Annotated in this window: 28 protein-coding genes; 22 read left to right on the forward strand and 6 right to left on the reverse strand. The window is 29.1% G+C overall.

Features of this window, described 5'->3' with window-relative positions:
- The first annotated feature begins 5 nt into the window (after positions 1 to 5).
- The 11 genes from truB to ACKU3H_RS05565 all read left to right on the forward strand — a co-directional run bounded on the left by truB (position 6) and on the right by ACKU3H_RS05565 (position 9,402).
- Entirely contained in the window at positions 6 to 860 is an 855-nt protein-coding gene (gene truB, locus ACKU3H_RS05515) for a tRNA pseudouridine(55) synthase TruB (RefSeq protein WP_320035974.1), read from the forward strand.
- Complete coding sequence (locus ACKU3H_RS05520; RefSeq protein WP_320035975.1) at positions 853 to 1,617, forward strand: 4-(cytidine 5'-diphospho)-2-C-methyl-D-erythritol kinase; 765 nt, start codon at positions 853 to 855, stop codon at positions 1,615 to 1,617. The genes truB and ACKU3H_RS05520 overlap by 8 nt, the downstream gene beginning before the upstream one ends.
- Positions 1,610 to 2,083 (forward strand): SsrA-binding protein SmpB, encoded by a 474-nt coding sequence (smpB, locus tag ACKU3H_RS05525; protein ID WP_320035976.1) that lies wholly within the window; start codon positions 1,610 to 1,612, stop codon positions 2,081 to 2,083. Before ACKU3H_RS05520 ends, smpB begins: the two co-directional genes overlap by 8 nt.
- A gap of 144 nt (positions 2,084 to 2,227) precedes the next feature.
- Positions 2,228 to 3,694: a cytochrome-c oxidase, cbb3-type subunit I gene (gene ccoN / locus ACKU3H_RS05530; protein WP_320035977.1), complete on the forward strand. Its 1,467-nt coding sequence runs from the start codon at positions 2,228 to 2,230 to the stop codon at positions 3,692 to 3,694.
- Positions 3,695 to 3,708: 14 nt separating this feature from the next.
- Entirely contained in the window at positions 3,709 to 4,392 is a 684-nt protein-coding gene (gene ccoO, locus ACKU3H_RS05535) for a cytochrome-c oxidase, cbb3-type subunit II (RefSeq protein ID WP_320035978.1), read from the forward strand.
- Between the two features lie 9 nt (positions 4,393 to 4,401).
- Complete coding sequence (locus ACKU3H_RS05540; protein WP_320035979.1) at positions 4,402 to 4,626, forward strand: CcoQ/FixQ family Cbb3-type cytochrome c oxidase assembly chaperone; 225 nt, start codon at positions 4,402 to 4,404, stop codon at positions 4,624 to 4,626.
- Position 4,627: 1 nt separating this feature from the next.
- Positions 4,628 to 5,518, forward strand: a complete 891-nt coding sequence (locus ACKU3H_RS05545) for a c-type cytochrome (RefSeq protein WP_320035980.1) — start codon at positions 4,628 to 4,630, stop codon at positions 5,516 to 5,518.
- A gap of 2 nt (positions 5,519 to 5,520) precedes the next feature.
- Positions 5,521 to 5,760: a DUF4006 family protein gene (locus ACKU3H_RS05550; RefSeq protein ID WP_320035981.1), complete on the forward strand. Its 240-nt coding sequence runs from the start codon at positions 5,521 to 5,523 to the stop codon at positions 5,758 to 5,760.
- A gap of 102 nt (positions 5,761 to 5,862) precedes the next feature.
- Positions 5,863 to 6,489, forward strand: coding sequence for a hypothetical protein (locus tag ACKU3H_RS05555; protein WP_320035982.1), 627 nt, complete (start codon positions 5,863 to 5,865; stop codon positions 6,487 to 6,489).
- Positions 6,490 to 6,500: 11 nt separating this feature from the next.
- Complete coding sequence (locus ACKU3H_RS05560; RefSeq protein WP_320035983.1) at positions 6,501 to 7,064, forward strand: hypothetical protein; 564 nt, start codon at positions 6,501 to 6,503, stop codon at positions 7,062 to 7,064.
- Positions 7,054 to 9,402, forward strand: a complete 2,349-nt coding sequence (locus tag ACKU3H_RS05565) for a PD-(D/E)XK nuclease family protein (protein WP_320035984.1) — start codon at positions 7,054 to 7,056, stop codon at positions 9,400 to 9,402. Before ACKU3H_RS05560 ends, ACKU3H_RS05565 begins: the two co-directional genes overlap by 11 nt.
- Before the next feature lie 259 nt (positions 9,403 to 9,661).
- On the opposite strand, the gene ACKU3H_RS05570 is transcribed toward ACKU3H_RS05565, so the two are convergent.
- From ACKU3H_RS05570 to plsY, 6 genes are all read right to left on the reverse strand, one after another.
- A complete protein-coding gene (locus ACKU3H_RS05570; RefSeq protein ID WP_320035985.1) occupies positions 9,662 to 10,804 on the reverse strand; it encodes a porin in 1,143 nt (380 codons plus the stop codon).
- A 91-nt stretch (positions 10,805 to 10,895) separates the two neighbouring features.
- Positions 10,896 to 11,990 (reverse strand): peptide chain release factor 2, encoded by a 1,095-nt coding sequence (prfB, locus tag ACKU3H_RS05575; RefSeq protein WP_320035986.1) that lies wholly within the window; start codon positions 11,988 to 11,990, stop codon positions 10,896 to 10,898.
- 3 nt (positions 11,991 to 11,993) lie between these two features.
- Entirely contained in the window at positions 11,994 to 12,641 is a 648-nt protein-coding gene (locus tag ACKU3H_RS05580) for a cytochrome c (RefSeq protein WP_320035987.1), read from the reverse strand.
- 119 nt (positions 12,642 to 12,760) lie between these two features.
- Entirely contained in the window at positions 12,761 to 13,951 is a 1,191-nt protein-coding gene (locus tag ACKU3H_RS05585) for a major outer membrane protein (protein WP_320035988.1), read from the reverse strand.
- Positions 13,952 to 14,147: 196 nt separating this feature from the next.
- Positions 14,148 to 14,462 carry a dihydroneopterin aldolase gene (locus ACKU3H_RS05590; protein ID WP_320035989.1) on the reverse strand — a complete coding sequence of 105 codons (315 nt, stop codon included), beginning with the start codon at positions 14,460 to 14,462 and terminating at the stop codon, positions 14,148 to 14,150.
- Positions 14,463 to 15,086: a glycerol-3-phosphate 1-O-acyltransferase PlsY gene (plsY, locus tag ACKU3H_RS05595; RefSeq protein ID WP_320035990.1), complete on the reverse strand. Its 624-nt coding sequence runs from the start codon at positions 15,084 to 15,086 to the stop codon at positions 14,463 to 14,465.
- A gap of 120 nt (positions 15,087 to 15,206) precedes the next feature.
- Here plsY and nadA point away from each other — a divergent pair, with 120 nt between their 5' ends.
- From nadA to rimP, 11 genes are read left to right on the forward strand one after another with little or no spacing between them, the layout of a single operon-like run.
- A complete protein-coding gene (gene nadA / locus ACKU3H_RS05600) occupies positions 15,207 to 16,196 on the forward strand; it encodes a quinolinate synthase NadA (RefSeq protein WP_320035991.1) in 990 nt (329 codons plus the stop codon).
- Positions 16,193 to 17,014, forward strand: a complete 822-nt coding sequence (gene nadC / locus ACKU3H_RS05605; protein WP_320035992.1) for a carboxylating nicotinate-nucleotide diphosphorylase — start codon at positions 16,193 to 16,195, stop codon at positions 17,012 to 17,014. Before nadA ends, nadC begins: the two co-directional genes overlap by 4 nt.
- A 38-nt stretch (positions 17,015 to 17,052) precedes the next feature.
- On the forward strand, positions 17,053 to 18,042 hold the full coding sequence (locus ACKU3H_RS05610) for a bifunctional oligoribonuclease/PAP phosphatase NrnA (RefSeq protein WP_320035993.1): 990 nt from the start codon (positions 17,053 to 17,055) through the stop codon (positions 18,040 to 18,042).
- A complete protein-coding gene (locus ACKU3H_RS05615; RefSeq protein WP_320035994.1) occupies positions 18,023 to 19,399 on the forward strand; it encodes a M23 family metallopeptidase in 1,377 nt (458 codons plus the stop codon). The genes ACKU3H_RS05610 and ACKU3H_RS05615 overlap by 20 nt, the downstream gene beginning before the upstream one ends.
- Positions 19,396 to 20,301, forward strand: coding sequence for a UDP-3-O-acyl-N-acetylglucosamine deacetylase (lpxC, locus tag ACKU3H_RS05620; RefSeq protein ID WP_320035995.1), 906 nt, complete (start codon positions 19,396 to 19,398; stop codon positions 20,299 to 20,301). The genes ACKU3H_RS05615 and lpxC overlap by 4 nt, the downstream gene beginning before the upstream one ends.
- A 3-nt stretch (positions 20,302 to 20,304) precedes the next feature.
- Entirely contained in the window at positions 20,305 to 20,757 is a 453-nt protein-coding gene (locus ACKU3H_RS05625) for a hypothetical protein (RefSeq protein ID WP_320035996.1), read from the forward strand.
- Positions 20,758 to 20,767: 10 nt separating this feature from the next.
- Positions 20,768 to 21,649: a homoserine kinase gene (thrB, locus tag ACKU3H_RS05630; RefSeq protein ID WP_320035997.1), complete on the forward strand. Its 882-nt coding sequence runs from the start codon at positions 20,768 to 20,770 to the stop codon at positions 21,647 to 21,649.
- A 34-nt stretch (positions 21,650 to 21,683) separates the two neighbouring features.
- Positions 21,684 to 21,962, forward strand: coding sequence for a DUF448 domain-containing protein (locus tag ACKU3H_RS05635; RefSeq protein WP_407933679.1), 279 nt, complete (start codon positions 21,684 to 21,686; stop codon positions 21,960 to 21,962).
- Positions 21,952 to 24,627, forward strand: a complete 2,676-nt coding sequence (gene infB / locus ACKU3H_RS05640) for a translation initiation factor IF-2 (RefSeq protein ID WP_320035998.1) — start codon at positions 21,952 to 21,954, stop codon at positions 24,625 to 24,627. Before ACKU3H_RS05635 ends, infB begins: the two co-directional genes overlap by 11 nt.
- 50 nt (positions 24,628 to 24,677) lie before the next feature.
- Positions 24,678 to 24,992: a 30S ribosome-binding factor RbfA gene (gene rbfA, locus ACKU3H_RS05645; protein ID WP_320035999.1), complete on the forward strand. Its 315-nt coding sequence runs from the start codon at positions 24,678 to 24,680 to the stop codon at positions 24,990 to 24,992.
- Positions 24,989 to 25,417 carry a ribosome maturation factor RimP gene (gene rimP / locus ACKU3H_RS05650; RefSeq protein ID WP_320036000.1) on the forward strand — a complete coding sequence of 143 codons (429 nt, stop codon included), beginning with the start codon at positions 24,989 to 24,991 and terminating at the stop codon, positions 25,415 to 25,417. Before rbfA ends, rimP begins: the two co-directional genes overlap by 4 nt.
- The last annotated feature ends 8 nt before the right edge of the window (positions 25,418 to 25,425 follow it).

The raw sequence follows: 25,425 nt of genomic DNA on the forward strand, positions 1-25,425 counted from the left end.
TATCGATGCAAAAAAAACTTTATGATAATAAGCAATTAAATAAATTAATTGTTGTAAAAAAACCAATATTTAGAAGTTCAAACTCATATCTAAATCAAATAAAAAGAAAATATCGAAATAAAAAAGCAGGATTTTCTGGTACACTTGATCCCTTTGCTTGTGGATGTTTAATTGTTGCATTTGGGCAATATTCTAAACTGTTTCAGTTTTTAAAAAAAACACCTAAAACCTATAGAACTGTTGTTTGGTTAGGGGCAAGTTCAGAATCACTTGATATTGAAAATATCATAGATATAAAAGATGAAAAAAAACTTAATGAAAAACTAGTAAAAAATGAGATTGAAAAACTAGTTGGTACCCATGAATATTATCCTCCTAAATTCTCAGCAAAAAAGATTGATGGGAAAAGAGCTTACGATTTAGCTAGAGAGGGAAAAGATGTTGAAATGAAAAAGTCAACTATGAATATATATGACACTAAATTTATCTCTTATAGACACCCTTTTATAACATTTGAAGCAAGTGTAAGTGAAGGCTCATACATTAGAAGTTTAGCTCAAATTTTACTTCAAAGACTAAATAGGGTAGGTACACTCTCTTTTTTAGATAGATTAAATGAGGGTGAATTTAAATTTGAAAATGAAAAAGATTTAAATCCAATTGACTACTTAGATTTAAAAGAAAACATCTATTTTGGAGATAAAAGTTATTTTGAAAATGGGAAGAAGATTCAAAAAAAATATTTTAAATATCAAGAAGATGGAAAATATCTAATTAGATTTGATACATTTTTTAGTATAATCCAAATAGAAAATGATGAAATCAAATATTTATTAAATAAGGTATTACTGGATGATTAAGCAGTCTTTTGCAAAAGTTAATGTATTTTTAAAAATCTCTGGAAAAAGAGATAATTATCATGAAATAGTATCTAGATTTGTAAGAGTGCCTTCTTTATACGATGTAATAAGTTTTGATGAGGGTAGATTTGAAGATTTTACCTTAGTTGGTAATTTTGGTTGTGAAACAAAAAAGAATACAATATATAAAGCCTATGAAAAGTTAAAAGATATATCACCAAAAGTTGAAGAGTATTTTAAAAAATATTGCGTAATAGTAAATAAAAGTATTCCAGAGTTTGCTGGACTTGGTGGTGGCAGTTCAAATGCTGCAACTTTTATGCTTATGGTAAATGAGGCTTGTACTTTAAATTTATCAAAAGATCAGTTAGCTACTATCGGTGTACAAATAGGTGCAGATGTTCCTTTTTTTATATATGAATATAATAGTGCAAATGTTACGGGAATTGGTGAGATTGTAGAAAAATTTGATGAAGAAGTTTTAGATTTTGAAATAATTACTCCAAAAATAGAGTGTAATACAGGTAAAATTTTTATGAGATTTAGAGATAAGTTTTATAAAGAGATAGATAATCAATTAAAAGATAAATTATTAAATCTTAAATCAAAAGAGATTTTATCATTATATAATATAGAAGAGGCAAATGATTTATATGAAGCTGCTTCAGATGTATATGAAAATTTAAAAAAATATGACAAAAATGGATATTTTTTTAGTGGAAGTGGTAGTTCATTTTTCAAGGTAAAATATGAGTAAAAAAGAAGTAAAAAAAAATTTAGTATTTAAAAATAAAAAAGCTTTTCATGATTATGAAATATTAGATACAATGGAAGTTGGAATAGTACTTGAAGGTAGTGAAGTTAAGGCTGCTAGAGATGGAAGAGTTAACTTAAAAGATTCATTTGTAAGAATAATTAAAAATGAAGTTTTTGTATTAAATATGCATATCACTCATTTAAGTACAGCACATACAACTTTTAGACCAAATGAGAGAAGAGATAGAAAACTTTTATTACATAAAAAAGAGATTGAAAAGTTATATTCTAAAGTAACAAAAGATGGAATAACTTTAGTTCCTCTTAAACTTTATTTTAATTCAAAAAACATGATAAAAATGCAAATTGCAACTGCAAGAGGGAAAAAACTTCACGATAAGAGAGAAGACTTAAAGCAGAAGACTCTCCAAAGAGACGTGCAACAAGCCTTAAAAAACTACAAATAATTAACCTAAGCTTAAAAAAAAATATTTGTTATATTAGTTAAAAAATTGTGTTAATTTTTTGTTAAATTTAAGTTTCTCTTCGATATGATTAGTTTGATAAGTGACAGAAAAGTGACTTGTAAAAAAATTAGTAGGAGGAGATTGATGCAAAACGGTGCACGAATCGAGTATGATTACTCAATTGCAAAAGCGTTTACATTTGCAACAATTCTGTTTGGTATCATTGGTTTAACGTTAGGTGTTGTACTTGCGTTTCAACTAGCATTTCCTGAGTTAAATAATTTAGCTGGGGAGTATGGTACTTTCAGTAGATTAAGACCTTTACACACTAATGGTGTTGCATTTGGTTTTACTATGAGTGGTATCTTTGCTACATGGTATTATGTAGGTCAAAGAGTATTAAAAGTATCTCTAAAAGAGTCACCATTTTTATTAGCAGTAGGTAAACTACACTTTTTAGTTTATTTTATTACTATTCTTTTAGCTGTAGTTACACTATTTGCAGGTATTACTACATCAAAAGAGTATGCTGAAATTGAATGGCCTTTAGATATTCTTGTTGTTGTTTTCTGGGTATTATGGGGTATTGGAATATTTGGACTAATTGGTATTAGAAGAGAGAGAACATTATATATCTCTTTATGGTATTACATTGCATGTTTCATAGCTGTTGCAATGTTACACTTATTTAATAACTTAGAAGTTCCAACTATGTTAGTATCTGGTTATGGTTCATGGATTCACTCTGTATCTATGTATGCAGGAACAAATGATGCCTTAGTTCAATGGTGGTATGGACACAATGCGGTTGCATTCGTATTTACTACACCAATTATTGCTATGATTTATTATTTCTTACCAAAAGAGTCTGGACAAAATGTTTACTCTTATAAGTTATCTATCTTAGCATTCTGGGGATTAATGTTTGTATATTTATGGGCTGGTGGACACCACTTGATTTATTCAACAGTTCCAGACTGGATGCAAACTATGGGTTCTGTAATGTCAGTTGTTTTAATTTTACCATCATGGGGATCTGCTATTAATATGCTTTTAACTATGAAAGGTGAGTGGCAACAATTACAAACTAATACACTAATTAAATTTATGGTATTAGCTTCAACATTCTATATGTTATCAACAATTGAAGGTCCTATTCAATCAATTAAATCAGTTAACGCAATTGCTCACTTTACTGATTGGATTCCAGGTCACGTTCACGATGGTGTTTTAGGATGGGTTGTATTTATGATTATGTCAGCACTATTCCATATGGCACCAAGAATGTATGGAAGAGAGATTTATTCTAAATCATTATTAGATACACAATTCTGGTTACAAACAACTGGTATTGTTTTATACTTTACGTCTATGTGGATTGCAGGTATTACACAAGGTATGATGTGGAGAGCTTATGACGAATATGGTTCATTAGTTTACTCTTTTATTGATACAGTAACTGTTTTACATCCATACTATACAATTAGAGCTGTTGGTGGGTTATTATACCTAATTGGATTCTTTATGTTCGCATACAACATGTACAAAACTGCAACTGCAGGTAGAGTGCTTGATAAAGAACCAGTAAATGCTTCGCCAGTAGCAGCATAAGAAGGAGGTTTATTATGTTTCATTGGTTTGAACAAAGACCGTTTTTCTTTTCGGTACTGTTATTTATATTCGTTGCATTTGCAGGTATTGTTGAAGTAATTCCTGATTTTGCAAAACAATCAAGACCTACTGTTGGTACAAAACCATACAGTTTATTAGAGTTAGCGGGTAGACATGTTTATATTAAAGATTCTTGTAATGCTTGTCACTCACAATTAATTAGACCATTCAAGTCAGAAACTGACAGATATGGTATGTATTCATTATCTGGTGAATACGCATATGATAGACCATTCTTATGGGGATCAAAAAGAACTGGTCCAGACTTAATGAGAGTTGGTAATTATAGAACTACAGATTGGCATGAAAATCACATGATGGAACCAGCGTCAGTTGTTCCTGGATCAATTATGCCAGCATATCCGCACATGTTCTCTAACATGGCAGACTTAGATACTGCATATGCTGAAGCTTATACAGTTAAAACTGTATTTAATACACCATATGATGTAGATTTAGATGGTGATGGAAAAGTTGATGTTGAGTTAGGTGATTATGAGTCAGCTATCGCTAAAGCTAAAGAAGAAGCTAAAGCTATTGCTGCTGATATGAAAAATCAAGCTGTAAAAGATGCCGTAGCAAACGGTCAAGTTCCTCAAATTGTTGCATTAATTGCATATTTAAATTCTTTAAAATAAGAGGTTAAAATGGATCAAGAAGCTTTACTTACGTTCCAAGGTTATGCGAAGTTTTTCCTAATCTTGGCAGTATTTATTATATTTTATTCTTACGCTTATTCTATCTATAAAAGGCAGAGAAAAGGTGAAAGGGATTTTGAAAAATATTCAAATATAGTACATGATGATACAGCTTCTTCTGATCCTCTCGAAAAAAGAAAAGAAGAAAAAGAGAATAAAGAGAAGGAGAAATAAGATGAAATCTATGGTTATAGGTGGAATTATTCTTATCATCGCTTTAATAGCAGGAACTTACATTGTTGCAGGTGATGCTTTTGACAGCGGTGATTATATTAATAGTTTAACATTTTTAGGTGCTATTGCAATTATCACTATTACTGTTTTTGTTGCGCTTAAATATGTAAATCAAATTAAAAATGATACAGCTAGTGGTGAATTAGCTGAAGAAAAATGGGATGGTATTGGTGAGTATAAAAACCCAATTCCTACTGGATGGGGACTTGCATTTATTGGAACAATGGTTTGGTTACTATGGTACTGGACTGTTGGTTATCCAACAAATGGTTTCTCTCAAATTGGTCAGTACAATGAAGAAGTAAATGATTACAATGCAAAATTTGTTTCAAAATGGGAAAATCCATCTGAAGAAACACTTACTGCAATGGGTCAATCAGTATTTTTAGTACAATGTGCACCTTGTCATGGAGTTGATGCTGAAGGTATCAATGGAAAAGCACAAAACTTAACACAAAGAATCTCTAAAGAATCTGTTGAGTATGTTATTAAAAATGGTTCAAATAACTTAAAAGATGCATATCCTGCTGGTATGCCACCTATGATGTTAACTGAGCAAGCTGATATTGATGCAGTTTCTTCATATGTTGCTGGTGGATTCCAAGGTGAACAACCAGCTGCTTTTGCAGTTTGTGCTGGATGTCACGGTGTAGATGGTAAAGGTATGGCTTATGTTGGTCCAAATATTAGAGAATATGATGATGCGTTAGTATTATCAGTATTAACTAATGGTAAAAAAGGTCATATTGGTGAAATGCCAAGCTTCAAAGGTAGACTTAATCCAACACAAGAGAAAGCACTTGCTGCTTACATTAGAAGTATAGGAGAGTAATTATGGCTGGAAATACAGAAATGAACGACAATGAAAGAGGATTATTTTCTCTAGTACATGGTATTACAGGTATGTTAATTGCAGTAGTTTTACTTCTAACTATTTTAGTCGTATTAGGATACAATGCTGTAATTGTACAACAAAATGAAGCTCAAAATTTTTATAAAATTAATCAAGACCTAAACGGTTTAGAAGCTAATAGTCCTGATAACCATAAACAATATGAGTTAATTGGAAAATAAGGAGTAGATTATGGATAAAATTATTTGGGTTTTAATGGGTGTTATGGCAGTAGTATCTGTATACTTAGGTTTCTTTGATTCTACAAGAGTGTTTGTTGGTTAATGAGAAATTATAACTTTTTAAAAGTAGCAGCGGTTTCGTTGCTACTTTTTTTATCTACAAATATATACGCAAGCAAATTCATCTTAAATGATGGTGGAATAATTGACCAAAGAGCAATTGAAAAAATTGAACAAATTGGTAATGAATCTCAAACAAAACTTGGTGTAAATATTTATGTTTATGCTAATAAATCTCTAAATTTAAATGAAGATATTTCAACACAAGATAAAATTAAATATATAAAAGAGTATGAAACTAAAATCACTAAAGATTTAGTTAAACCTTATGTTCTTTTTACAATTGCATTAGATGATACTCATGTAAATTTAATTGTATCTTCAGAACTAAAAGATGTTATAGATAAAAATGATATTTTAAACGACTATGTAGTACCATTACTTGCTTCAAAAGATAAAAATTCTTTATTTGCAAAAGCTAGTGCCGCTATACTAAATGGTTATGCTGCAATTGCAGATAATCTTGCAGAATCTAAAAATGTAAAACTTGAAAGTAGTATAGGTAACTCAGGTAAAGTTGCTGGAACTATTTGGAAAGTATTTATGTATACACTTGTGGTAGTTGGGATTTTGCTTTATACTTTTGCTGTACTAAAAAGAAAAAAATAGGACGTTAAAATATGAAGAAGAGAAATTATTGGCCACTTTTTTTTATTGCAATATTTTCATTTGCATTTTCAATGATTATTTGGACAATTAAATCTGCAAGTAAAGTTCCAGTACACGATGATAAAAGTTTTTTAAGTTCTTATCATGATATTGATAGAGATTATAATAAAATTGCAACATCAAATATTAATTTTGAAAAAAAATATGATTTTACTCTTACAATTAATGGAAAAGTTTTCCCTTTAACTTATGCTGATATGTTTTTAGCTCAAAGAGCAATTGAGTTGAAATCTAAACATAAGGATCTATTTATATTTGGTAAAAACAGTATAAAAATTACTATATCAGATAAAAATAGTGAAAAAGTTTTAAAAAATTTAAATATAAAACTTATGGTTACTGTACCAACTAATGATAGTCATACTATAAACTTAAATTCTCAAGATTTTAATTTTACACAAGATGGCTATGAAGCTACGTTTGAATTACCATATAAAGGTAATTGGAACATTACAGGTAGTGTAGAAATTAACCAAGATTCAGGATATTTTTATATAAAATCAAATGCAATCTAGAACTAAACTATTAGTTTTCCCTACTTCTAGGGCCATAAGAGAATATGTAAACTCTCAAAAAGAGGAAAATATTCTCTTACCTTCAATAATTACAATTGATGAACTTTTTAAAAAATCTTTACTTTTTGAAAATAAAAAATATTTAGATGAAGATGAAAGATTTTTATATTTAAAAGAAGCTGTAAAAGATGTAAATCTTGAAGCTTTAGGCATATCATCCAGTTTTTCTTATTTTATAAAACAAAGTGACTATATATATAGATTTTTCCTAGAATTGGCAAGTGAAAGTGTTGATATAAATACTTTAAATAGTATTGATACATACGGATTTTACAGTGAACATTTAGAGATATTAAAACAGATCCAAATAAATTTTTTAAATATCTTAGATAGGGAAAACTTTGTTGATAGAATAAATTTTCATAAATATTACAAAATAAATAGTGAATTTATAAATAGATATGACGAAATTGAATTATATTTCGAAGGATATTTTACTAAATTTGAATTTGAGATAGTAAAAGACATATCTAAAAATACTAATTTAATTATCGAATTTATATATAATGAATATAACCAAAAGTCAATTGAAAAATTTATTGAAATAGGCTTTGATCTAGAGATTAATAATAAGTATAAAATAGATTTTTCTAATAAAAATATACTGTATAAAAACATAATTGAATCAAAAACTGATAATTTAGTACTTAAAGGATTTAGTTCTAGAATTAATCAAATAGCTTTTATAAAAAAATCTATAGTTGATTTAGTAAATAATGGTATTGATTCATCAAAAATAGCATTGATATTGCCAGATGAATCTTTTACCAGTTCAATATCTCTTTTTGATAGTGAAAAATATTTTAATTACGCTATGGGGTTAAATATTTACACTACTAATATGTATAGGATTGCAGATGCTATATATAATTATTTAAATGAAGATGAGTTAAAAAATATAAAAAATCTAGAGTTTTTAGAGTGTGATAAACTTTTTATAGATAAGCTTTTTAAATCTAATTGGAATAACAATATTACTGTAAAAATTTTTGAAGATATTATTGAATTTTTATTATCAAAAGAGAGTAATAAAGAATTAATAGAAAAGTTTAATGAGTTAGTATATAAGTTATATAAAATAATATTCTCATATGGAGATAAAATCACTTTAAAAGAAGCATATAAGCTTATATATCAACGTTTATGTAAAATAAGCCTAGATGATATTAATTCAGGAAAAATAACCGTTATGGGGCTATTAGAAAGCCGTATGATTAGTTTTGATGCTATTATAATATGTGATTTTAATGAGAGTTTAATTCCTAAAAGAAGTTTGAAGGATAAATTCTTATCAACAAATTTAAAAAGAAAAGCAAATTTGCCCACCGCTACAGATAGAGAAAATTTACAAAAATACTATTACCAAAAATTAATATCAAATACAAATAATGTTTATATCTCTTATTTAAAAAATGATAATGACCAAATTTCAAGATTTGCCAATTTAATATTTCCTGAAAAAATAGAAGATATTTTATATGATAATAACTATAAACACATATTATACAATAATATGAAAATAGAGCATTTTAATGAAAATATTGAAGTTGATATAGATCTATCTTCATTAACTTGGAGTGCAAGTTCTTTAAAGGAGTTTTTAGAGTGTAAAAGAAAATTTTATTTAAATCATATTCTTAAAATTAAAGAGCATGATATCTCTTTAAAACCTAAAGGGTATGAGTTGGGTAATATAGTTCATAACACATTAGAGGAGTATTATAAGCAAAATAATCATACCTATGATGTATTGATTGACATATTCAATAAAAACAGAAGTGATAATAGTTTTTTAAATCTTGATCTTGAGATATGGAAAAAGAGATTAATAGATTTTGTAGAAAAAGAGAAAAAAAGACTTGATACTGGTATAAATATTGTTTCATTGGAAGAAAGTTTTTTATTAGAATATAATGGGATTAAGCTTAGGGGAACTATTGATAGAATAGATAAATACAACGATACATATCTTGTTATAGATTATAAAACAAGTAGTAATTTAAAAGTTGATTCTAAAAGGGGATATGAGAAGGCTACAGACTTTCAGTTGGAGTTTTATTATATTGCTGTAAACAAGCTTTATAAAACAGATAAAATAAAAACATTTTATTATGATTTGTATGAGATGCAGTTAAAAGATGAGATTGTATTAGATGAAAAATTAGAACTATTGACTAATGTTTTTTCAAATTTTAAAACAGAAAATGTAAATTTCGATAAGTGTGAAAATCTTCAAACATGTCAGTATTGCATCTACAAAACAACGTGCAATAGATAAATTTTGCTATTGGATATTTTGTAAACAAAAAAGATATTTACATCATAAAAAAATATGTTAATATTTTATTGTTCTACTAAATTTTATAAATTTAAGAAAAACTTCTAAAGTTCTTTCTTAGATTTATATACAAAAATAAATCAAAAATTCGTTTTCATTTTCATTTTAAATTCTAAGTTAATCGTTTTATATTTTTTAGGCATAAAAAAAGGCTAGAGTAAAACTCTAACCTTTTTGAACTAAACTAAATAAGTTTATATTAGAAAGAGTATTGTACGTGAACTCTTCCCATGTTTCCATCTTCTTCAGAGTTGTCAACATTTAATTCACCGAATCTTACGTAAGTAGAGAAGTTTTTAGACATTTTGTATCCAATTTGAGCATAAACTTCATCAACATCAGATGCAGTTTTATAATCAGCTTCAGAATAGTAAACACCTAAGCTTAATTTGTCTGTTACGTCAGCAGTTGCATGAACATATAAGTATTCAGTATCAGCAGAACCATCAGCTGTTACTCTCCAGTGGTAATCCATATTTGTAGTAGCACCAGAATCAATATATACTAAACCACCTTCATCATCAGATTCACCATAAGCAACAAAACCAGAGAACATTCCGATATCAGCACTTAATCCTAATTGCCATAAAGCATTATCAAGAGTTGTACCTTCTAAATCTAAAGAAGAGTATCTAGCGAATGGAGATAATTTAACAGCACCTAAGTCAAATGATCCACTTAAACCAACAGTATATGCATCAAATACATCATCTAAGTCAGCATAGAATGCGTCTGCACTAACACCTGCAAATGAAGCCATTGCACCAATTACATAAATGTCATTTTCACTATAAGCACCTAACTCAGATTGATCAAAGTTAGTTTGGTTAAAGTATGCACCAACTAAAGTAGCAGGTCCAAATGTGTAAGCAGCAACGATACCAGTACCAGTTTGCTCATCACCCATAGCATCTCTAGCTACAGTCCATGGAGTAGCAATTCCTTGTTTACCAACAGTTACTGATAAACCTTGTACACCTGTATAAGTAAAGTTTACTTCAGAAAGAGTAACGTTAACTTGTCCATCACCATCATTTGATGTTCCTAATCCGATTGCATCATTACCAAATCCAGATCCAATAATAAATCTAGTGTTAGCAGTGATATCATCATTTACTTTAGATTTAAGATTTACAGCTATTTTATAGTTGTTAGTAGCACTATCACTTGCAGGTGAAGCAGCTTTACTTCCTTTTGCTTGATCTTCATAATCATTATATCTGTATGCAACTGTACCAGATACATCAACATTTTTAATTGCCTCAGTTAATGGTTGCGCAGATGCAGTTGTACCCGCTAACGCTAACGCTGCGATTAAACTCATTTTTGTAAATTTAGTCATTTTGTTCCTTTTTGTGTTAAAGTAACCACAATTATACATTAAAATTATTAAAAAATTATTAAATCTATTGTAAAAAAAATATACATTTTTTTTATTTTGATTGAGAAATTAAAACATCTTCTATGATTTTGGTGATATCTCCATCTAATATAGCATCTACATTAGAATAGCCGATATTACTTCTTGTGTCTTTTACTTGTTGATAAGGTTGTAAAACGTAAGATCTAATTTGGTGTCCCCAACCGATTTCACTCTTTTCTATTCCATCAGTTAAAGCTTTTTGTTTTTCTAATTCTAGTTCGTAAAGTCTAGACTTTAACATTTTCATAGCACTTGCTTTATTTTTATGTTGAGATCTGTCATTTTGACATTGAACTACTATCCCACTTTCAATATGAGTGATTCTAATAGCTGATTCTGTTTTATTAACATGTTGACCACCAGCTCCACTTGCTCTATAAGTATCAATTCTAATATCTTTATCTTCTATTTCTATATCAATATTATCATCTATCTCTGGACTTACCATTACAGATGCAAAGGAAGTATGTCTTTTTGCATTTGAGTCAAATGGTGAGATACGTACTAATCGATGGATACCATTTTCAGCTTTTAAGTATCCATATGCATTTTCACCTTTGATTATAAAAGAAACATCTTTTATACCTGCTTCTTCCCCATCTTGGTAATCTAATAATTCAACTTTAAAATTTTGTCTTTCAGCCCATCTTAAATACATTCTGTAAAGAATAGAAGCCCAATCTTGTGATTCAGTACCACCTGCACCTGGGTGTATTGAAACAATTGCATTTGATGCATCATCAGGATTACTCAGCATTACTGAGATTTCAGTACTTCTAATTAACTCTTCTAAATCTGATGATTCTTCGTATAACATCTCAATTGTTTCTTCATCATTCTCTTCAATAGCCATTTCATAAAGTTCATTAGTACCACTTAATGCATCATTTGCTTTGTTAAATTTTGTAAATTTAGATAATAATCTATTTTTTTCAATACCTATTTTTGTTGCAGTATACACATCATTCCAGAAGTTTTGGTCAGCTTCAAGCTCTTCAATCTCTTTAAGTCTTGAAGAAAGCTCTTTAGGTTTTAATATATTTTCTATATTTTCTAATTTTTTATTTAAAAGTTTTAAAAGTTCTGAGTATTCATAAGCATCCATAAATTACTTAGATTCCTCTTCATTTTTTTCTACTTCAGGTTTTTTTAGTGATTGGATATAAGAATAGATATTTTTTATATCTCTTGAATCGATTGCTGTTGCATATGGTCTCATAATCATAGCTTGACCTCTATCATACTCACCTAATATATAATCTCTCATAGTTAATTGGAACTCACTTAAGTCAAGAGTGTCTAAAGCTCTAGATGTACCATATATCTCATCAGCTTTTTCCCCATGACAGCTTTGACATTTTTCTATATATAATTTTTTACCACTTTTTGACATTCTTTGAAGTGTTTCTTGTTTTTTTATTTGTATTTCAGCTTTTTTTCTTTCTTCAAGTTTTTTTAATATTCTTTGTTCTAAAGCATCTTGGTCTAAAGAGCTACTATTATTTTCATCTTTTTTAAATATGTATATATAATTTGAGCCATTAGTAGTTTTTTCTATTTTAATATCTTCTACACTCCAGCCATCGTTTTTCATATCTTGAACACTTTTGTTAGAAGAACATTCTCCACCATCTAAAGCTATTGATTCTATAGTTGACATTGACGTATGGTTTTCTTTAAAACACATTGTTGTTTGAGCACTTAATGATGAAGCAGTAATTAATCCTAAAGTTAACAAAGAAGTCAGTATTTTCATATATAATATCCTTTTAAATTAAAAAAAATATTATATCATATAAATTCTTTTTTTAAATAAAAAAAGGCTAGAGACTAAGTCCCTAACCTTTATGAGTTTAGTACGATTCTAATTTTATATTAGAAAGAGTATTGAACTTGAAGTCTTCCTCTCATATCGTCAGTAGTTTCTATACCAGCTGCATTATCAGCAGTATATTTACCATATCTTACGTATGTAGAGAAGTTTTTAGACATTTTATATACAAATTGTGCATATAATTCTTCTTGTTCTGCGTCACCTGCACCATATTCCATGTTAGAATAGTTAGCAGAGATATGTAATGAAGGTAAAGCTTGTACACCAAATACAACGTTATACATATCAGCATCAGCATAACCGTTTGCATTCATGTTCCATGTTTGGTATGCAGTTTTCGCATCATTATCTAATGCTACTAAACCACCTTCTTCATCAGTTGCGATGTAAGCTAATTTAGCATTAAAAATTCCTGCTTTTGCAGTAAGAACTAATTTGTATAATGCATTATCAGTATCAGCTGGATCTAATAAATCATCAAGATCTAAAGAAGTATATCTACCTTCAATTCCTAAGTTAACTGCATCTAAATCAAATTTAGCTTTTGCACCAATTGTGAAAGTGTCAAAAGTATTATCCATATCTAAATACCATGCATCAATTGCAACAGGTCCAATATTTGCTATAGCAGCTAAAGTATAGATATCATCAGAAGAATCTAATAATCCACCTACACTAACAGCACCATTGATTTTTGCTTTTGAAGAAGCTGCTAAGTTAGTTTGGTTGAAGTATCCACCAGCTAAAGTAACAGGTCCAACGTTAGTTAAAGCTAAGATACCAGTACCAGTTTGCTCTTCAGAGTCAGCATCAATAGCTACAGTCCATGGAGTACCTAAACCTTGTTTACCTACATTGATTGTAGTGTTAGCTAATCCAGTGTATGAGAAGTAAACGTTTGATAATACAACGCTAACTTGACCATCTCCACCATTTTGAGTATCAAGTGAAGTAAGACCATTGTCTGCATCAGCAGTTACAAGAAATCTAGTTACTGCAGTAACATCATCATTAACTTTTGCTTTTGCAGTTAAACCAATTTTATAGTTATTAGTTGACTGAGAGAAGTTACTGTTTGTTGATGAATAATCATCATTGTAATCGTTATATCTATATACAACAGACCCAGATACGTCTACGTTTTTAATAGCTTCAGTTAAAGGTTGTGCAGAAGCAGTAGTTCCAGCAACAGCTAATGCAGCTACTAAACTCATTTTTGCGAATTTTTTCATTTGTTCTCCTAAATTTTACAAATTTGTAAGTCAGTTAACCGGACGCGCGAACTATCGTAGTTATAAGGTAATTACGATACTTTTCCGGATGACCGCTGCATAATTTTACATAAGTAAATTTTAAAGTTTTCTTAAAAAGATTTTAAATGTAACCAACTTGTCAACTTTTAAGTTAGGATTTAAATTTATAAAATAGTTATTTTTTTATAGAAACTATACAGTTTGTTAAAATATTTGGTTTAGATATAGATATTTTGAGCTTTTTAAGCTGATATTTCTTTTTTATAAATTTTTTTAAATAGATTATTGCATCTTCAATTAATTCAAATTTTTTCTCTTTCATAATAGTTTCAACATCTTTTGAAACTTCAGCATAATCAATAAAAGAGTTATTATTAATATAATTGTATTTGAAACTAAGATTTATACAAACTTTTTGTTCTTTTTTTCTTTCAAAGTCTAAAATACCAATGATACAATAAAAAGTTAAATCAGTTATTTTTACTTTCATTTATATAACTCTTTTTTCTTCACCTTTTATTAGTCTTATAATATTTGGAAGATGTTTATAATATATGATAAAAGCAATAATATACATAGGTGCATTACTACCCACATCTAATCCATTATTTAAAATAATTGCTGCTATAACTACACCTGTTAATCCTAATAAAGAAGAAAGAGATGAGATTTTTAATATTTTTCCAAATACAAACCAAAGTATTGCTCCAATTAAAGTGGGAATTGGAATTAAAACTAGGAAAACACCAAGACCAGTTGCTACACCTTTTCCACCTTCTAGACTTAAGAAAACAGAATAGCAGTGTCCTAATACAGATAATACAGCAATTGCCCATAGTGTTGAAGCACTTGCATCCATAGCCATAGCTATAAGTAAAACAATTGCACCTTTAAAAGCATCAAGGATTACTGTAGCAATACTTAATTTTTTTGCTAAAGATGGATTTGTTTCTTTTACAACTCTTAAAACATTTGTAGCTCCAATAGATCTACTTCCACTCTCTTTTATATTTACACCTGCAAAAATATTTGCTAAAAGAAGACCAAAAGGGATTGAACCAGCAAGATATGCAAAAAGATAGAATAAAATATTAAAATTGAAAAGAAAATCCATATAAAACCTTGTATTTTTTTGTATTTAAATTTAGTAAGTGGATTATAACTAAAATTTTGTTATATTCCCATTTAATTTAAATGATATGATTTGATAAATTTTTAACTCAAGGTATAAAAATTGAACTTAAAAGAAGAGATTTATAGATTAAAAGAAGAATTAGATGTTACACTTGTAGCACACTTCTACCAAAGAGACGAAGTTTTTGAGTTAGCAGATATAACTGGTGACTCACTTGAATTAGCCAAAAAAGCAAAAGAAACAAGTTCTAAATATATTGTATTTTGTGGAGTCGGTTTTATGGGTGAAAGTGTAAAAGTTTTAAGCCCAGAAAAAACAGTTTTAATGCCAAAAATTGCCTGTTGTGCAATGGCAAGAATGATTGATGAAGGTTATTATGAACAAAACCTTAAGATGATAAATGATGCAGGAATAGCAAACGAAAACATACTTCCAATAACATATATTAACTCAAGTGCTGCAGTAAAAGCAAAAGTTGGTCAAATGGGCGGTATGGTTTGTACCTCTTCAAATGCTTATAAAATTATTGAAAAAGGTTTAGAGTCTGGTAAAAAAATATTTTTTGTTCCAGATAGATGTTTAGGTCAAAATTTTGCTAAATCATTAAATCTAAAATCTGCTGTGGTTGGAGATGGAAGTGATTTAAATGAAGCTGATATTATATGTTATAATGGTTTTTGTTCTGTTCATCAACTTTTTACAGTAGAAGATGTAGAATTTTATAGAGAAAAATATCCAGATATATTAGTAGCAGTTCATCCAGAGTGCGATCCTGCTGTTTGTGATGCAGCTGATTTTGTGGGTTCAACTTCACAACTTATAAAATATATAAAAGAGTTACCTCTTGAACAAAAAGTTGTAGTTGGAACTGAATTTAATATGGTAAACAGATTAAGAGATAAAAACACATATATATTAAGTTCTACAAAACCAGAATGTCCAACTATGAATGAAACAACACTAGAAGATGTATATAGAACTTTAAAATCCATTGAAGATAATAATATTAGTGAAGAAACATTAATTAAAGTAAATGATGATGTAATAAAATGGGCAAGAGTTGCACTAGAGAGGATGCTAGAGATATGATAAATATTAAGAAATTTGTTAAAAATGCTATTATTGAAGATAATGGTAGAGGAGACCTTTTTTATGATGTGGCTCCAAAAGGTAGATTTAAAGCAAAAGCAATTGCGAAAGATGATGGTATCTTAGCTGGTGAACTTTATGCTAAAGCTTTAGCAAAAACTGAAAAATTTGATTGTAAGTTTTTAAAACATGACGGTCAAATATTAAAAAAGGGTGATGTTATAGCAGTTTTAGAAGGTAAAGCTTCAATCCTTTTATCTAGTGAAAGAACATTTTTAAATATGTTACAACATGCAAGTGGAATTGCTACTATGGCAAATAAATTTGCATCTAAAATTGAAGATTTAGATGTTGCTTTACTTGACACTAGAAAAACAAGACCCCAATTAAGAGATTTTGAAAAATACGCAAGTAGAGTAGGTGGAGCTATAAACCATAGACTTGGACTTGATGATTGTTTAATGTTAAAAGATACACACTTAAGAACAATTACTGATTTAAAATCATTTATAAGAGATGCAAGAAAAAGAATCTCTTGGGTAACTAAAATAGAGATTGAGTGTGAAACTTTTGAGCAAGTTAAAGAGGCTATGGAAGCTGGTGCTGATATTATTATGTGTGATAATATGACTCCAATAGAGATTAAAGAGGTAGTTAAATTTAGAGATGATGTTCATCCACATGTATTATTAGAAGCATCTGGAAATATCTCTTTAAATACTGTTAGAGATTTTGCTTTGACAGGAGTTGATGCTATTAGTAGTGGAAGTATAATCCACCAAGCAACTTGGTTAGATTTTTCAATGAAATTTGACTAATTTACAATTGGTTAATAAAAGTTAGGCATACTAAAAAAATGAAAAAAGATTTTATTCTAAATAACAAGATAAATATGACAAATTTTTCAAAAGCTTTACAACTAATTGAAAGTAGTAGATATATTTTGATAATAACACATGTTAATCCTGATGCAGACTCTATCTCTTCAGCTTTAGCATTATCAAATTTACTCCATGAAAATAAGATTAAACATAAAGTTTTTAATGTAAGTTCAGATTTACCTAGAAATTTAGATTTTATTAGTAGGTTTGACAAAATGACAGACCAACTGCCTAAATTTTATGATTTAGTTATATCTTGCGATTGTGCATCTAAAAAAAGATTTGGGTTTGAAGTAGATGAATCAATACCTTTAATTAATTTTGATCACCATGCTTCAAATGATAATTTTGGAACTATAAATTTAGTTGACCCTATGAAGAGTTCAACGGCTGAAATTGTATATGATTTTTTTAGATTTAATGGTCTTTATATTACTAAAAATAGTGCAACAGCTTTATATGTAGGTATATATGATGATTCATTGGCTTTTTCTTTAAATAGATGTGATGAATTAACTTTTGAGAAAGTAAATCATTTAGTAGAGTTTGGAGCAAGTCCTTCAGATATCGCTAATAAAATAAAAAGAAGAGATTCTTTAGCAAAATATAGAATTATCCCAAAAGTTTTAGAGAGTTTAGAACTTTATGATGAAGGGAAAGTTGCAACTATTTACGCAAAAGATGAATGGTTTAAACAAACAGGAGCTCATAATAGAGATTGCGAAGAAGCATTAAATATGATTATGAGGATCCAAATTGTAAAAGTTGCTTTATTTGTCAGAGTGGTAAATGGAGTAAGTAGAATAAGTCTTAGATCAAAAGATAAGATTGATGTGACAAAAGTAGCTTCAATATTTGGTGGCGGTGGCCATACAAACGCAGCAGGGTTTTCAATTGATTCAACGGATATAGAAAGTGTAAGAAAAAGAGTTTTAAAGGAAATACTTGAGACGACAAAAGAATAGTTTATTAAATATAGTTTTTGGATTTGTTTTTATTTTAATAATAGCTGGAGGAGGATTTGTTTATTTCTCTCCATTATTTGAAAAACAACCAGCAAAGATAGTTCTGAACAGTTCAGGTTTTTGGAATCTAAAAGATTCTTTATCTGTTGATCTATTTGATGAAAGTGGAATCAAATCTTATAAAATCTATTATAAGTCTGGAAATAATATAGAAAAACTTTCTGAGAATACAATTTCTGCAAAACAAGAAAAAGTTGTATTAAATATCAAACCTTTACCTTTAAGACCAAATATAAAAGAGGTAATTATTGCTATCGAGGTTTATGATAATTCTTTTTGGAATTTTTTTCAAGGAAATAAATCTTATAAAGAGTATAAACTAAATATAGATAAAAAAAGACCAATAGCTAGAGTTATTTCTAATTCATACAATATAAAAAGGGGTGGAAGTGCTGCTTTAGTTGTTGAAGTTAGGGATGAAAACTTAAAAGATAAATATATCACTTTTAATAATGAATATAGATTTGAATTAATCCCATACTTAAAAGAGGGATTTTATGCTGCTATTATAGCTTGGCCTATTGATATAAAATTTGATGAGTTTTCTAGAGTAAATCTAGTTGCAATTGATCAAGCAAACAATGAGACTACAACAAAAGTACCTTTTTATATAAAAGATTTAAAAATTAAAAATGATAAATTAACAATTAGTGATAACTTTATTAATAAAGTGTCAATTCCAGTATTACAAAAAAGTGATTATGAAATACCAAATACAAATGAAGAGATATTTATAAAACAAAATAGAGAACTAAGAGCTAATAATGTAAATACTATAAAAGAAGAATCTATTAGTAATATGTCAAAAGAGATGATAACAAGTTTTAATATTAAACCATTTAGAAGATTAAGTGGTTCAAAAACATTTGCAGGGTTTGCAGAAAGAAGAGAATACTCTTATGATGGACAAAAAATTGACCAAGCTTGGCATTTAGGAATGGATTGGGCAAGTATAAAACATGCTGATGTTAAGATATCAAATAATGGAAAAGTTATATTTAATAATTATTTAGGAATATATGGGAATACACTTATTGTAGACCATGGCTTTGGGCTTCAAACTTTATATGCCCATACTAGTCAATTTCAAGTTACTAAAGGTGATGATGTAAGAGCAGGTCAAATAATAGCAAATACAGGAAGTACTGGAGCAGTTTTCGGAGATCACCTACACTTTGGAGTTTTAGTTCAAGGAATAGAAGTAAATCCAATAGAGTGGATGGATAGAAATTGGATTAAAACAAGAATCTCAAATATTTTAGCTGAAGCAAAACAAGAAATAAGAAGTAGTAAATGAGACAAAGAACTATAGAAAAAAGTGTAGAAATTATTGGAATAGGGCTTCATAAAGGCGTACCTGTTAAAATGAGACTTGAACCACTTGATTCTGATATGGGAATAATATTTTACAGAGTAGATGCAGGTGTTACAATTCCATTAAAAATTGAAAATGTTGTAGATACTAAAATGGCTACTGTAATTGGTAAAGATGGTGTTGTTGTTTCAACAATAGAACATCTTCTTTCAGCTGTATATGCCTATGGAATTGATAACTTAAGAGTAGTAATTGATAATGATGAGGTACCTGTTCTTGATGGAAGTTCATCAGGTTATTGTATGTTAATTGATGAAGCTGGTATAAAAGAATTAGACAAATCAAAAAAAGCAATTAAGATTAAAAAAGATGTTCAAGTAACTACAGAAGATGGAAAAAAAGTTGCTTTAAAACCTTCAAACCATATCATATATGATTTTTCTATTGATTTTGAACATCCAGTTATAGGGGAACAACAATTTCATTTTGATTATTCTATTGCTGAATACAAAGAGAATATAAGTCGTGCTAGAACATTTGGATTTTTACATGAGGTTCAATATTTAAGAAGTATTGGTTTAGCTCAGGGTGGAAGCATGGAAAATGCAATAGTTTTAGACCATAGTAAAGTGTTAAATCCTGATGGATTAAGATATGAAGATGAATTTGTTAGACATAAAATTTTAGATGCAATTGGTGATATGGCACTTTTGGGATACACTTTAGTTGGTGAATATGATGCCCATGCGGGAAGCCATCATTTAAATCATTTACTTACAAAAAAACTTTATGAAGATGAAGCAAATTACGAAATAATTGATTTAGAAGAAGCACAAGATGAAGCACAAGTATTTGAGCTAGCTTATTCAAAGGTTGAAGCATAATATATGATTGAAGTTTTAGTTATAAGTATTGCAAGACCCCTATTAGTTGGAATTTATGAAAATAAAAAACTAATAAAAATGTATGAAGAAGAGGGGATGACTTCTGATTTGTTACCTGTTCTTTTTAAAAAAGTTTTAGATGAATATACTATTGATAGATTAATTTATGTAAATACACCTGGTTCATATATGGCTATAAAAGTTGCATATGTATTTTTGAAAACGGTTTCTATCTCCCATAATATAGACTTAAAAGCCTGCAGTGGCTTTGAGTTTAATAATAATACTCCAATTAAAGCTTTAGGTAAAAAATACTTTATTAATACAAGTGATGGTGTTAAAGTTGACTTTTTAGAAAATAACTGTAAAATGTCACCCTTTGAATTGCCAGACGTTTTAGAAAATATTAATATTTCAACTGAAACTTTGCCAATATATAATTTACCTGCTGTTTAAAGGAAGAAGTTTGAAAATATCTGTGCCTGCTACTAGTGCCAATTTAGGACCTGGTTTTGATACTTTAGGATTAGCAATATCATTGCATAATCAAGTTAGTATAAAACCATCGAAATTTCATAGTGTATCATTAAAAGGTGAGGGGTCAAATAACCCAGTGCTTAAAGACAACAATATGTTTATAGCAATTTTTAATGATTTTTATCATAATTTATCAAATAGAAAAAGACATTTTAGATTTGAATTTACAAATGAAATTCCCTTATCAAGAGGTTTAGGTAGTTCGTCAGCTGTTATAGTTTCAGCAATTGCAAGTGCATATGCGATTGAGGGTATAGAGATTGAAAAAGAAAAATTATTAAATTTGGCATTAGCTTATGAGAGTCACCCTGATAATATTACACCTGCTGTAATGGGTGGTTTTAATGTAGCTACTGTTCAAGATAATGAAGTAAAATTTATAAATAAAAATATGCCTAAATCTTTAAAAGCAATAGTTGTTATACCAAATAGACCTATATCAACTCAATTAGCTAGAAAAGCATTACCTTATAAATATTCAAAAGATGATACAGTGTTTAATATATCACATTCATCTTTATTAGCAGCAGCATTTATAAGTGAAGATTGGAAAATGTTGAAGATTGCATCTCAAGATAAAGTTCATCAAAAATATAGAATGAAACAGATGCCTGAACTTTTTGATGTTCAAAAAACAGCATTAAAAAATGGTGCATTAATGAGTACTTTATCTGGTTCTGGTTCAACATTATTTTCTATTGCATTTAATGATGATGCACATAGAATTGAAAAAGAATTAAAGAAGAGATTTCCACACTTTAAAGTTTTATCAAGAGACTTTGATAATGCTGGTGTGACCGTGGATTATTAAAAACTATTAAATTAAGTATAAATTAGGTATAATATTGACTATTTTAAAAAGACCCATACGAACTTGTGTCATTTGTAGAGGAAAATCTCCTCAAAATGAACTGTTTCGTTTAAAATGTGAAGATAAGAAACTTGTACCATTTGATAATAATGGCAGAAGTTTTTATATCTGTAGTGATTGTCTTTCTATTTTTGAAAATTCACAAAACAATCAAAAAGAATTGAAAAGATTTGAAAAAACACTATGCAGAGTGTGTAAAAACAAAGATGACTATATAGGACAACTTAAGGAGATATTAACGCATGTCAGATAATGTAAGAGTTTATGAGATAGCTGAAGAGGCAGGAGCTAGTAGTAATGAAGTAATTACCAAAGCCAAAGATTTAGGGATTGAACTTAAATCACCTCAAAGTGCAGTTTCATTTGAAGATGCTGAAGAGATAGCAAACTATATAATGACTGGTAAAAGTAGTAAGTTAAAAAAGAAACCAGTAAAACCAAAAAAAGTAGTAGTAAAAAAACAGAGCAATGAAGAGCCTGCTAAAACAGAAGTTAAAGAAGAAAAACCTTCTGAAGAACCATCTATTAAAAAAACAGTAGATGAAGATACAAAAACTGAAGAAGTTTCTGAAAAAGAGACTGAAGTAAAAAAAGATAAACCAGTTAAAAGCGTAACTCCAAATAAGATTGTTCCAAAAAGAAGAGGTTTAAAAATTGTTAAGAAGAAAAAACCTAAAGAGGATATTTCTAAACCTATAAATAATGAAATTACTACTGGTGACTCACAACCTAAAAAAGCTATGAAATCATTGAGTGAGATTTTAGGTGGAAATGAATCAGAAGATAAAAAAGTTGCACAACCTGCAGCAGCTTCAACACAAGCAAAAACACAAGTTAAGAAAAAAGAGAAAAAAAGACAACCTGCAAAATCTCATGACCATGGTAAAGTGATTGAGTTTGAAGCTGGGAACTCAACAGAAGAGTTTAAATCTTCTAGTGATGAATCTTTACTTGGTGAAGAAGTTGTATTATTAGATATGGGTTTAAGTGATACTTCAAAACTTTTTGAAGACTCAAATAATAAGAATAATGATAAAAATAAAAATCAATCAAGAGCTTCAAAACCTGCTGCCTTTGGAAATAGACCACAAGGTTTAAAAAGAGGTAAAAGAAAGAAAAGAATTAAGCAAGTTAGAGAAGAGGTTACTATTACAGAAGTAACTATACCTGAGGACATCAGAGTATATGAATTCGCAGAAGCTTGTGGTAAGTCACCAGCAGAAGTTATTACTGTACTATTTGGTTTAGGTATGATGGTTACTAAAAATGACTTCTTGAAACAAGATGAGTTAGAGATTCTTGGTGAAGAATTTGGTATTGAAGTAACAGTAAAAGATGCCCTTGAAGATGTTAACTATGTAGAAGATTATCAAGATGAAGAGATTGATAAATCAAACTTTGTAACTAGACCTCCAGTGGTTACTATAATGGGACATGTTGACCATGGTAAAACTTCATTATTAGATAAAATTAGAAGTTCAAAAATTGCATCAGCAGAAGCTGGTGGAATTACTCAACACATTTCAGCTTATACTATAAAACAAAATAATCAAAAAATTACTTTTGTTGATACTCCAGGTCACGCCGCGTTCTCTGCTATGAGAGCTAGAGGTGCAGATGTAACTGATATTGTAATTATTGTTGTAGCAGCTGATGATGGTGTAATGCCTCAAACTGAAGAGGTTATATCACATGCAAAAGCTTCAGGTTGTCCTATTATTGTTGCAGTAAACAAAATGGATAAAGAAACTGCAAACATGGATATGGTTAAAGCACAAATGGCTGAAAGAGAAATGACTCCTGTAGATTGGGGTGGAGATATTGAATTCATTGGTGTATCAGCACATACTGGAATGGGAATTGATGATTTATTAGAAAATATCTTACTTCAAGCAGAGATTTTAGAACTTGAAGCTGATCCTAAAGCAAAAGCAAAAGCATCTGTAGTTGAATCATCACTTGAAAAAGGTAGAGGACCAGTTGCAACTGTTATTGTACAAAATGGTACATTAAGAGTTGGAGATAATATTGTTTGTGATACTACTTATGGTAGAGTTAAAGCAATTACTAATGATTTAGGTAAACCTGTAAAAGAATTAGGTTTATCTGAAACTGGTACAATCTTAGGATTAAATGATGTTCCAGCAGCTGGAGCTATTATGGTTGCACAAGATTCAGATAAAGAAGCAAGAGAGATTGCTACAACTAGAGCTGAACATGCAAGAGCAAAAGAGCTTTCTAAATCTACAAAAGTATCTTTAGAAGAGATGAGTGGATTAATCGCTGAAGGAAAAATCAAACAATTACCAGTAATTATTAAAACTGATGTTGCTGGTTCTCTTGAAGCTATTAAAGGTTCATTAGAAAAAATTCAAAATGAAGAAGTAAAAGTAAAAGTTGTACATGCAGCAGTTGGTGGTATTACTGAATCTGACTTAGTACTTGCAAGTGCAAGTGAGGGTTGTATTATCCTAGGATTTAATGTAAGACCTACTGGTTCTGTTAAAAATAAAGCAAAAGCTGATGGTATTACTATTAATACATATTCAATCATTTATGACTTAATTGATGATGTTAAAGATGCATTATCTGGTATGATGAGTGCAGTAATTAGAGAAGAAAATACTGGACAAGCAGAAGTAAGAGATACATTTGTTGTTCCTAAAGTGGGAACAGTTGCTGGATGTATCGTAAGTGATGGTAAAGTTGTAAGAGGTGGACATGCTAGAATTATTAGAGATGGTGTTGTAACATATACTGGTAAAATTTCATCTCTAAAAAGATTCAAAGATGACGTTAAAGAAGTTGCTAACGGTTATGAGTGTGGTATTATGTTTGAAAAATTCAATGATATTAAAGTTGGTGATTTCATTGAAACATTTATTCAAATTGAAGAGAAAGTTCATATTGACGGCTAAAAGAGTTTATCTTGAAAAGTATTAATCTACAAAGAACGGAATCACTCCTAATGGAGTTGGTTCCAGAAGCATTATCAACACTTAGTGACGAAAGAATTCGTTCATTACCTATTACAGGTGTTAATTGTAAAAATGGTAAATATGATGCAACAGTATATTTTGACGGTAGTGATTTTAGTGATAAAGAGATACCAGGGATAATATCTGCATTAACAAAAGCAAACGGTAGAATTAAATCATATGTATTAAGCTCTACAGGTTGGTATAAATGTCCAACATTTAAGTTTGTAAACGATAAATCATTAGAATCATCAAAAAGTATAGAAGATCTATTTAGACAAATTGAAAAAGAGAAGAAATCATGAATTTAGAAGAATCAATTGAGATAGCTGTAAAGGGATGTGGTGCAGAACTTTATGATATAGTTTCTTTAAAAGAAAATGATAGTAATATCTTTAGAATATATGTAACACAACAAGGTGGAATATCTTTAGACAAGTGTGCTGAAATCTCTAGAATGATTTCTCCAATTTTAGATATTGAAGAACCTATGCAAGGTAAATATAATCTTGAAGTAAGTTCACCGGGTATTGAAAGAAAACTAAAAAAACCACAACATTATAAATCATCTGTTGGTGAAAAAATAAAATTAAAAGATTTTGAAAAAAATATTATCAAAGGTGAGATTATTGCTGCTGATGATAATGAAGTAAAAATTAAAACTGAACATGGTGAAGAGATTATAACATATGATGAAATATCAAGTGCTTCAACATATTTTGAATGGTAATATAGGCT

Origin of the sequence: Halarcobacter sp. (assembly GCF_963675975.1) — a bacterium.
Classification (GTDB): domain Bacteria; phylum Campylobacterota; class Campylobacteria; order Campylobacterales; family Arcobacteraceae; genus Halarcobacter.

Coding starts and splice junctions, on each gene's coding strand:
- rbfA (WP_320035999.1), top strand. CDS start 24,678: ATGGAGTTGGTTCCAGAAGCATTATCAACACTTAGTGACGAAAGAATT.
- truB (WP_320035974.1), top strand. CDS start 6: ATGCAAAAAAAACTTTATGATAATAAGCAATTAAATAAATTAATTGTT.
- smpB (WP_320035976.1), top strand. CDS start 1,610: ATGAGTAAAAAAGAAGTAAAAAAAAATTTAGTATTTAAAAATAAAAAA.
- ACKU3H_RS05560 (WP_320035983.1), top strand. CDS start 6,501: ATGAAGAAGAGAAATTATTGGCCACTTTTTTTTATTGCAATATTTTCA.
- ACKU3H_RS05555 (WP_320035982.1), top strand. CDS start 5,863: ATGAGAAATTATAACTTTTTAAAAGTAGCAGCGGTTTCGTTGCTACTT.
- ACKU3H_RS05580 (WP_320035987.1), bottom strand. CDS start 12,641: ATGAAAATACTGACTTCTTTGTTAACTTTAGGATTAATTACTGCTTCA.
- ACKU3H_RS05590 (WP_320035989.1), bottom strand. CDS start 14,462: ATGAAAGTAAAAATAACTGATTTAACTTTTTATTGTATCATTGGTATT.
- ACKU3H_RS05540 (WP_320035979.1), top strand. CDS start 4,402: ATGGATCAAGAAGCTTTACTTACGTTCCAAGGTTATGCGAAGTTTTTC.
- ccoO (WP_320035978.1), top strand. CDS start 3,709: ATGTTTCATTGGTTTGAACAAAGACCGTTTTTCTTTTCGGTACTGTTA.
- nadC (WP_320035992.1), top strand. CDS start 16,193: ATGATAAATATTAAGAAATTTGTTAAAAATGCTATTATTGAAGATAAT.
- ccoN (WP_320035977.1), top strand. CDS start 2,228: ATGCAAAACGGTGCACGAATCGAGTATGATTACTCAATTGCAAAAGCG.
- ACKU3H_RS05550 (WP_320035981.1), top strand. CDS start 5,521: ATGGCTGGAAATACAGAAATGAACGACAATGAAAGAGGATTATTTTCT.
- ACKU3H_RS05625 (WP_320035996.1), top strand. CDS start 20,305: ATGATTGAAGTTTTAGTTATAAGTATTGCAAGACCCCTATTAGTTGGA.
- rimP (WP_320036000.1), top strand. CDS start 24,989: ATGAATTTAGAAGAATCAATTGAGATAGCTGTAAAGGGATGTGGTGCA.
- ACKU3H_RS05570 (WP_320035985.1), bottom strand. CDS start 10,804: ATGACTAAATTTACAAAAATGAGTTTAATCGCAGCGTTAGCGTTAGCG.
- ACKU3H_RS05585 (WP_320035988.1), bottom strand. CDS start 13,951: ATGAAAAAATTCGCAAAAATGAGTTTAGTAGCTGCATTAGCTGTTGCT.
- lpxC (WP_320035995.1), top strand. CDS start 19,396: ATGAGACAAAGAACTATAGAAAAAAGTGTAGAAATTATTGGAATAGGG.
- ACKU3H_RS05610 (WP_320035993.1), top strand. CDS start 17,053: ATGAAAAAAGATTTTATTCTAAATAACAAGATAAATATGACAAATTTT.
- ACKU3H_RS05520 (WP_320035975.1), top strand. CDS start 853: ATGATTAAGCAGTCTTTTGCAAAAGTTAATGTATTTTTAAAAATCTCT.
- plsY (WP_320035990.1), bottom strand. CDS start 15,086: ATGGATTTTCTTTTCAATTTTAATATTTTATTCTATCTTTTTGCATAT.
- infB (WP_320035998.1), top strand. CDS start 21,952: ATGTCAGATAATGTAAGAGTTTATGAGATAGCTGAAGAGGCAGGAGCT.
- ACKU3H_RS05565 (WP_320035984.1), top strand. CDS start 7,054: ATGCAATCTAGAACTAAACTATTAGTTTTCCCTACTTCTAGGGCCATA.
- prfB (WP_320035986.1), bottom strand. CDS start 11,990: ATGGATGCTTATGAATACTCAGAACTTTTAAAACTTTTAAATAAAAAA.
- ACKU3H_RS05545 (WP_320035980.1), top strand. CDS start 4,628: ATGAAATCTATGGTTATAGGTGGAATTATTCTTATCATCGCTTTAATA.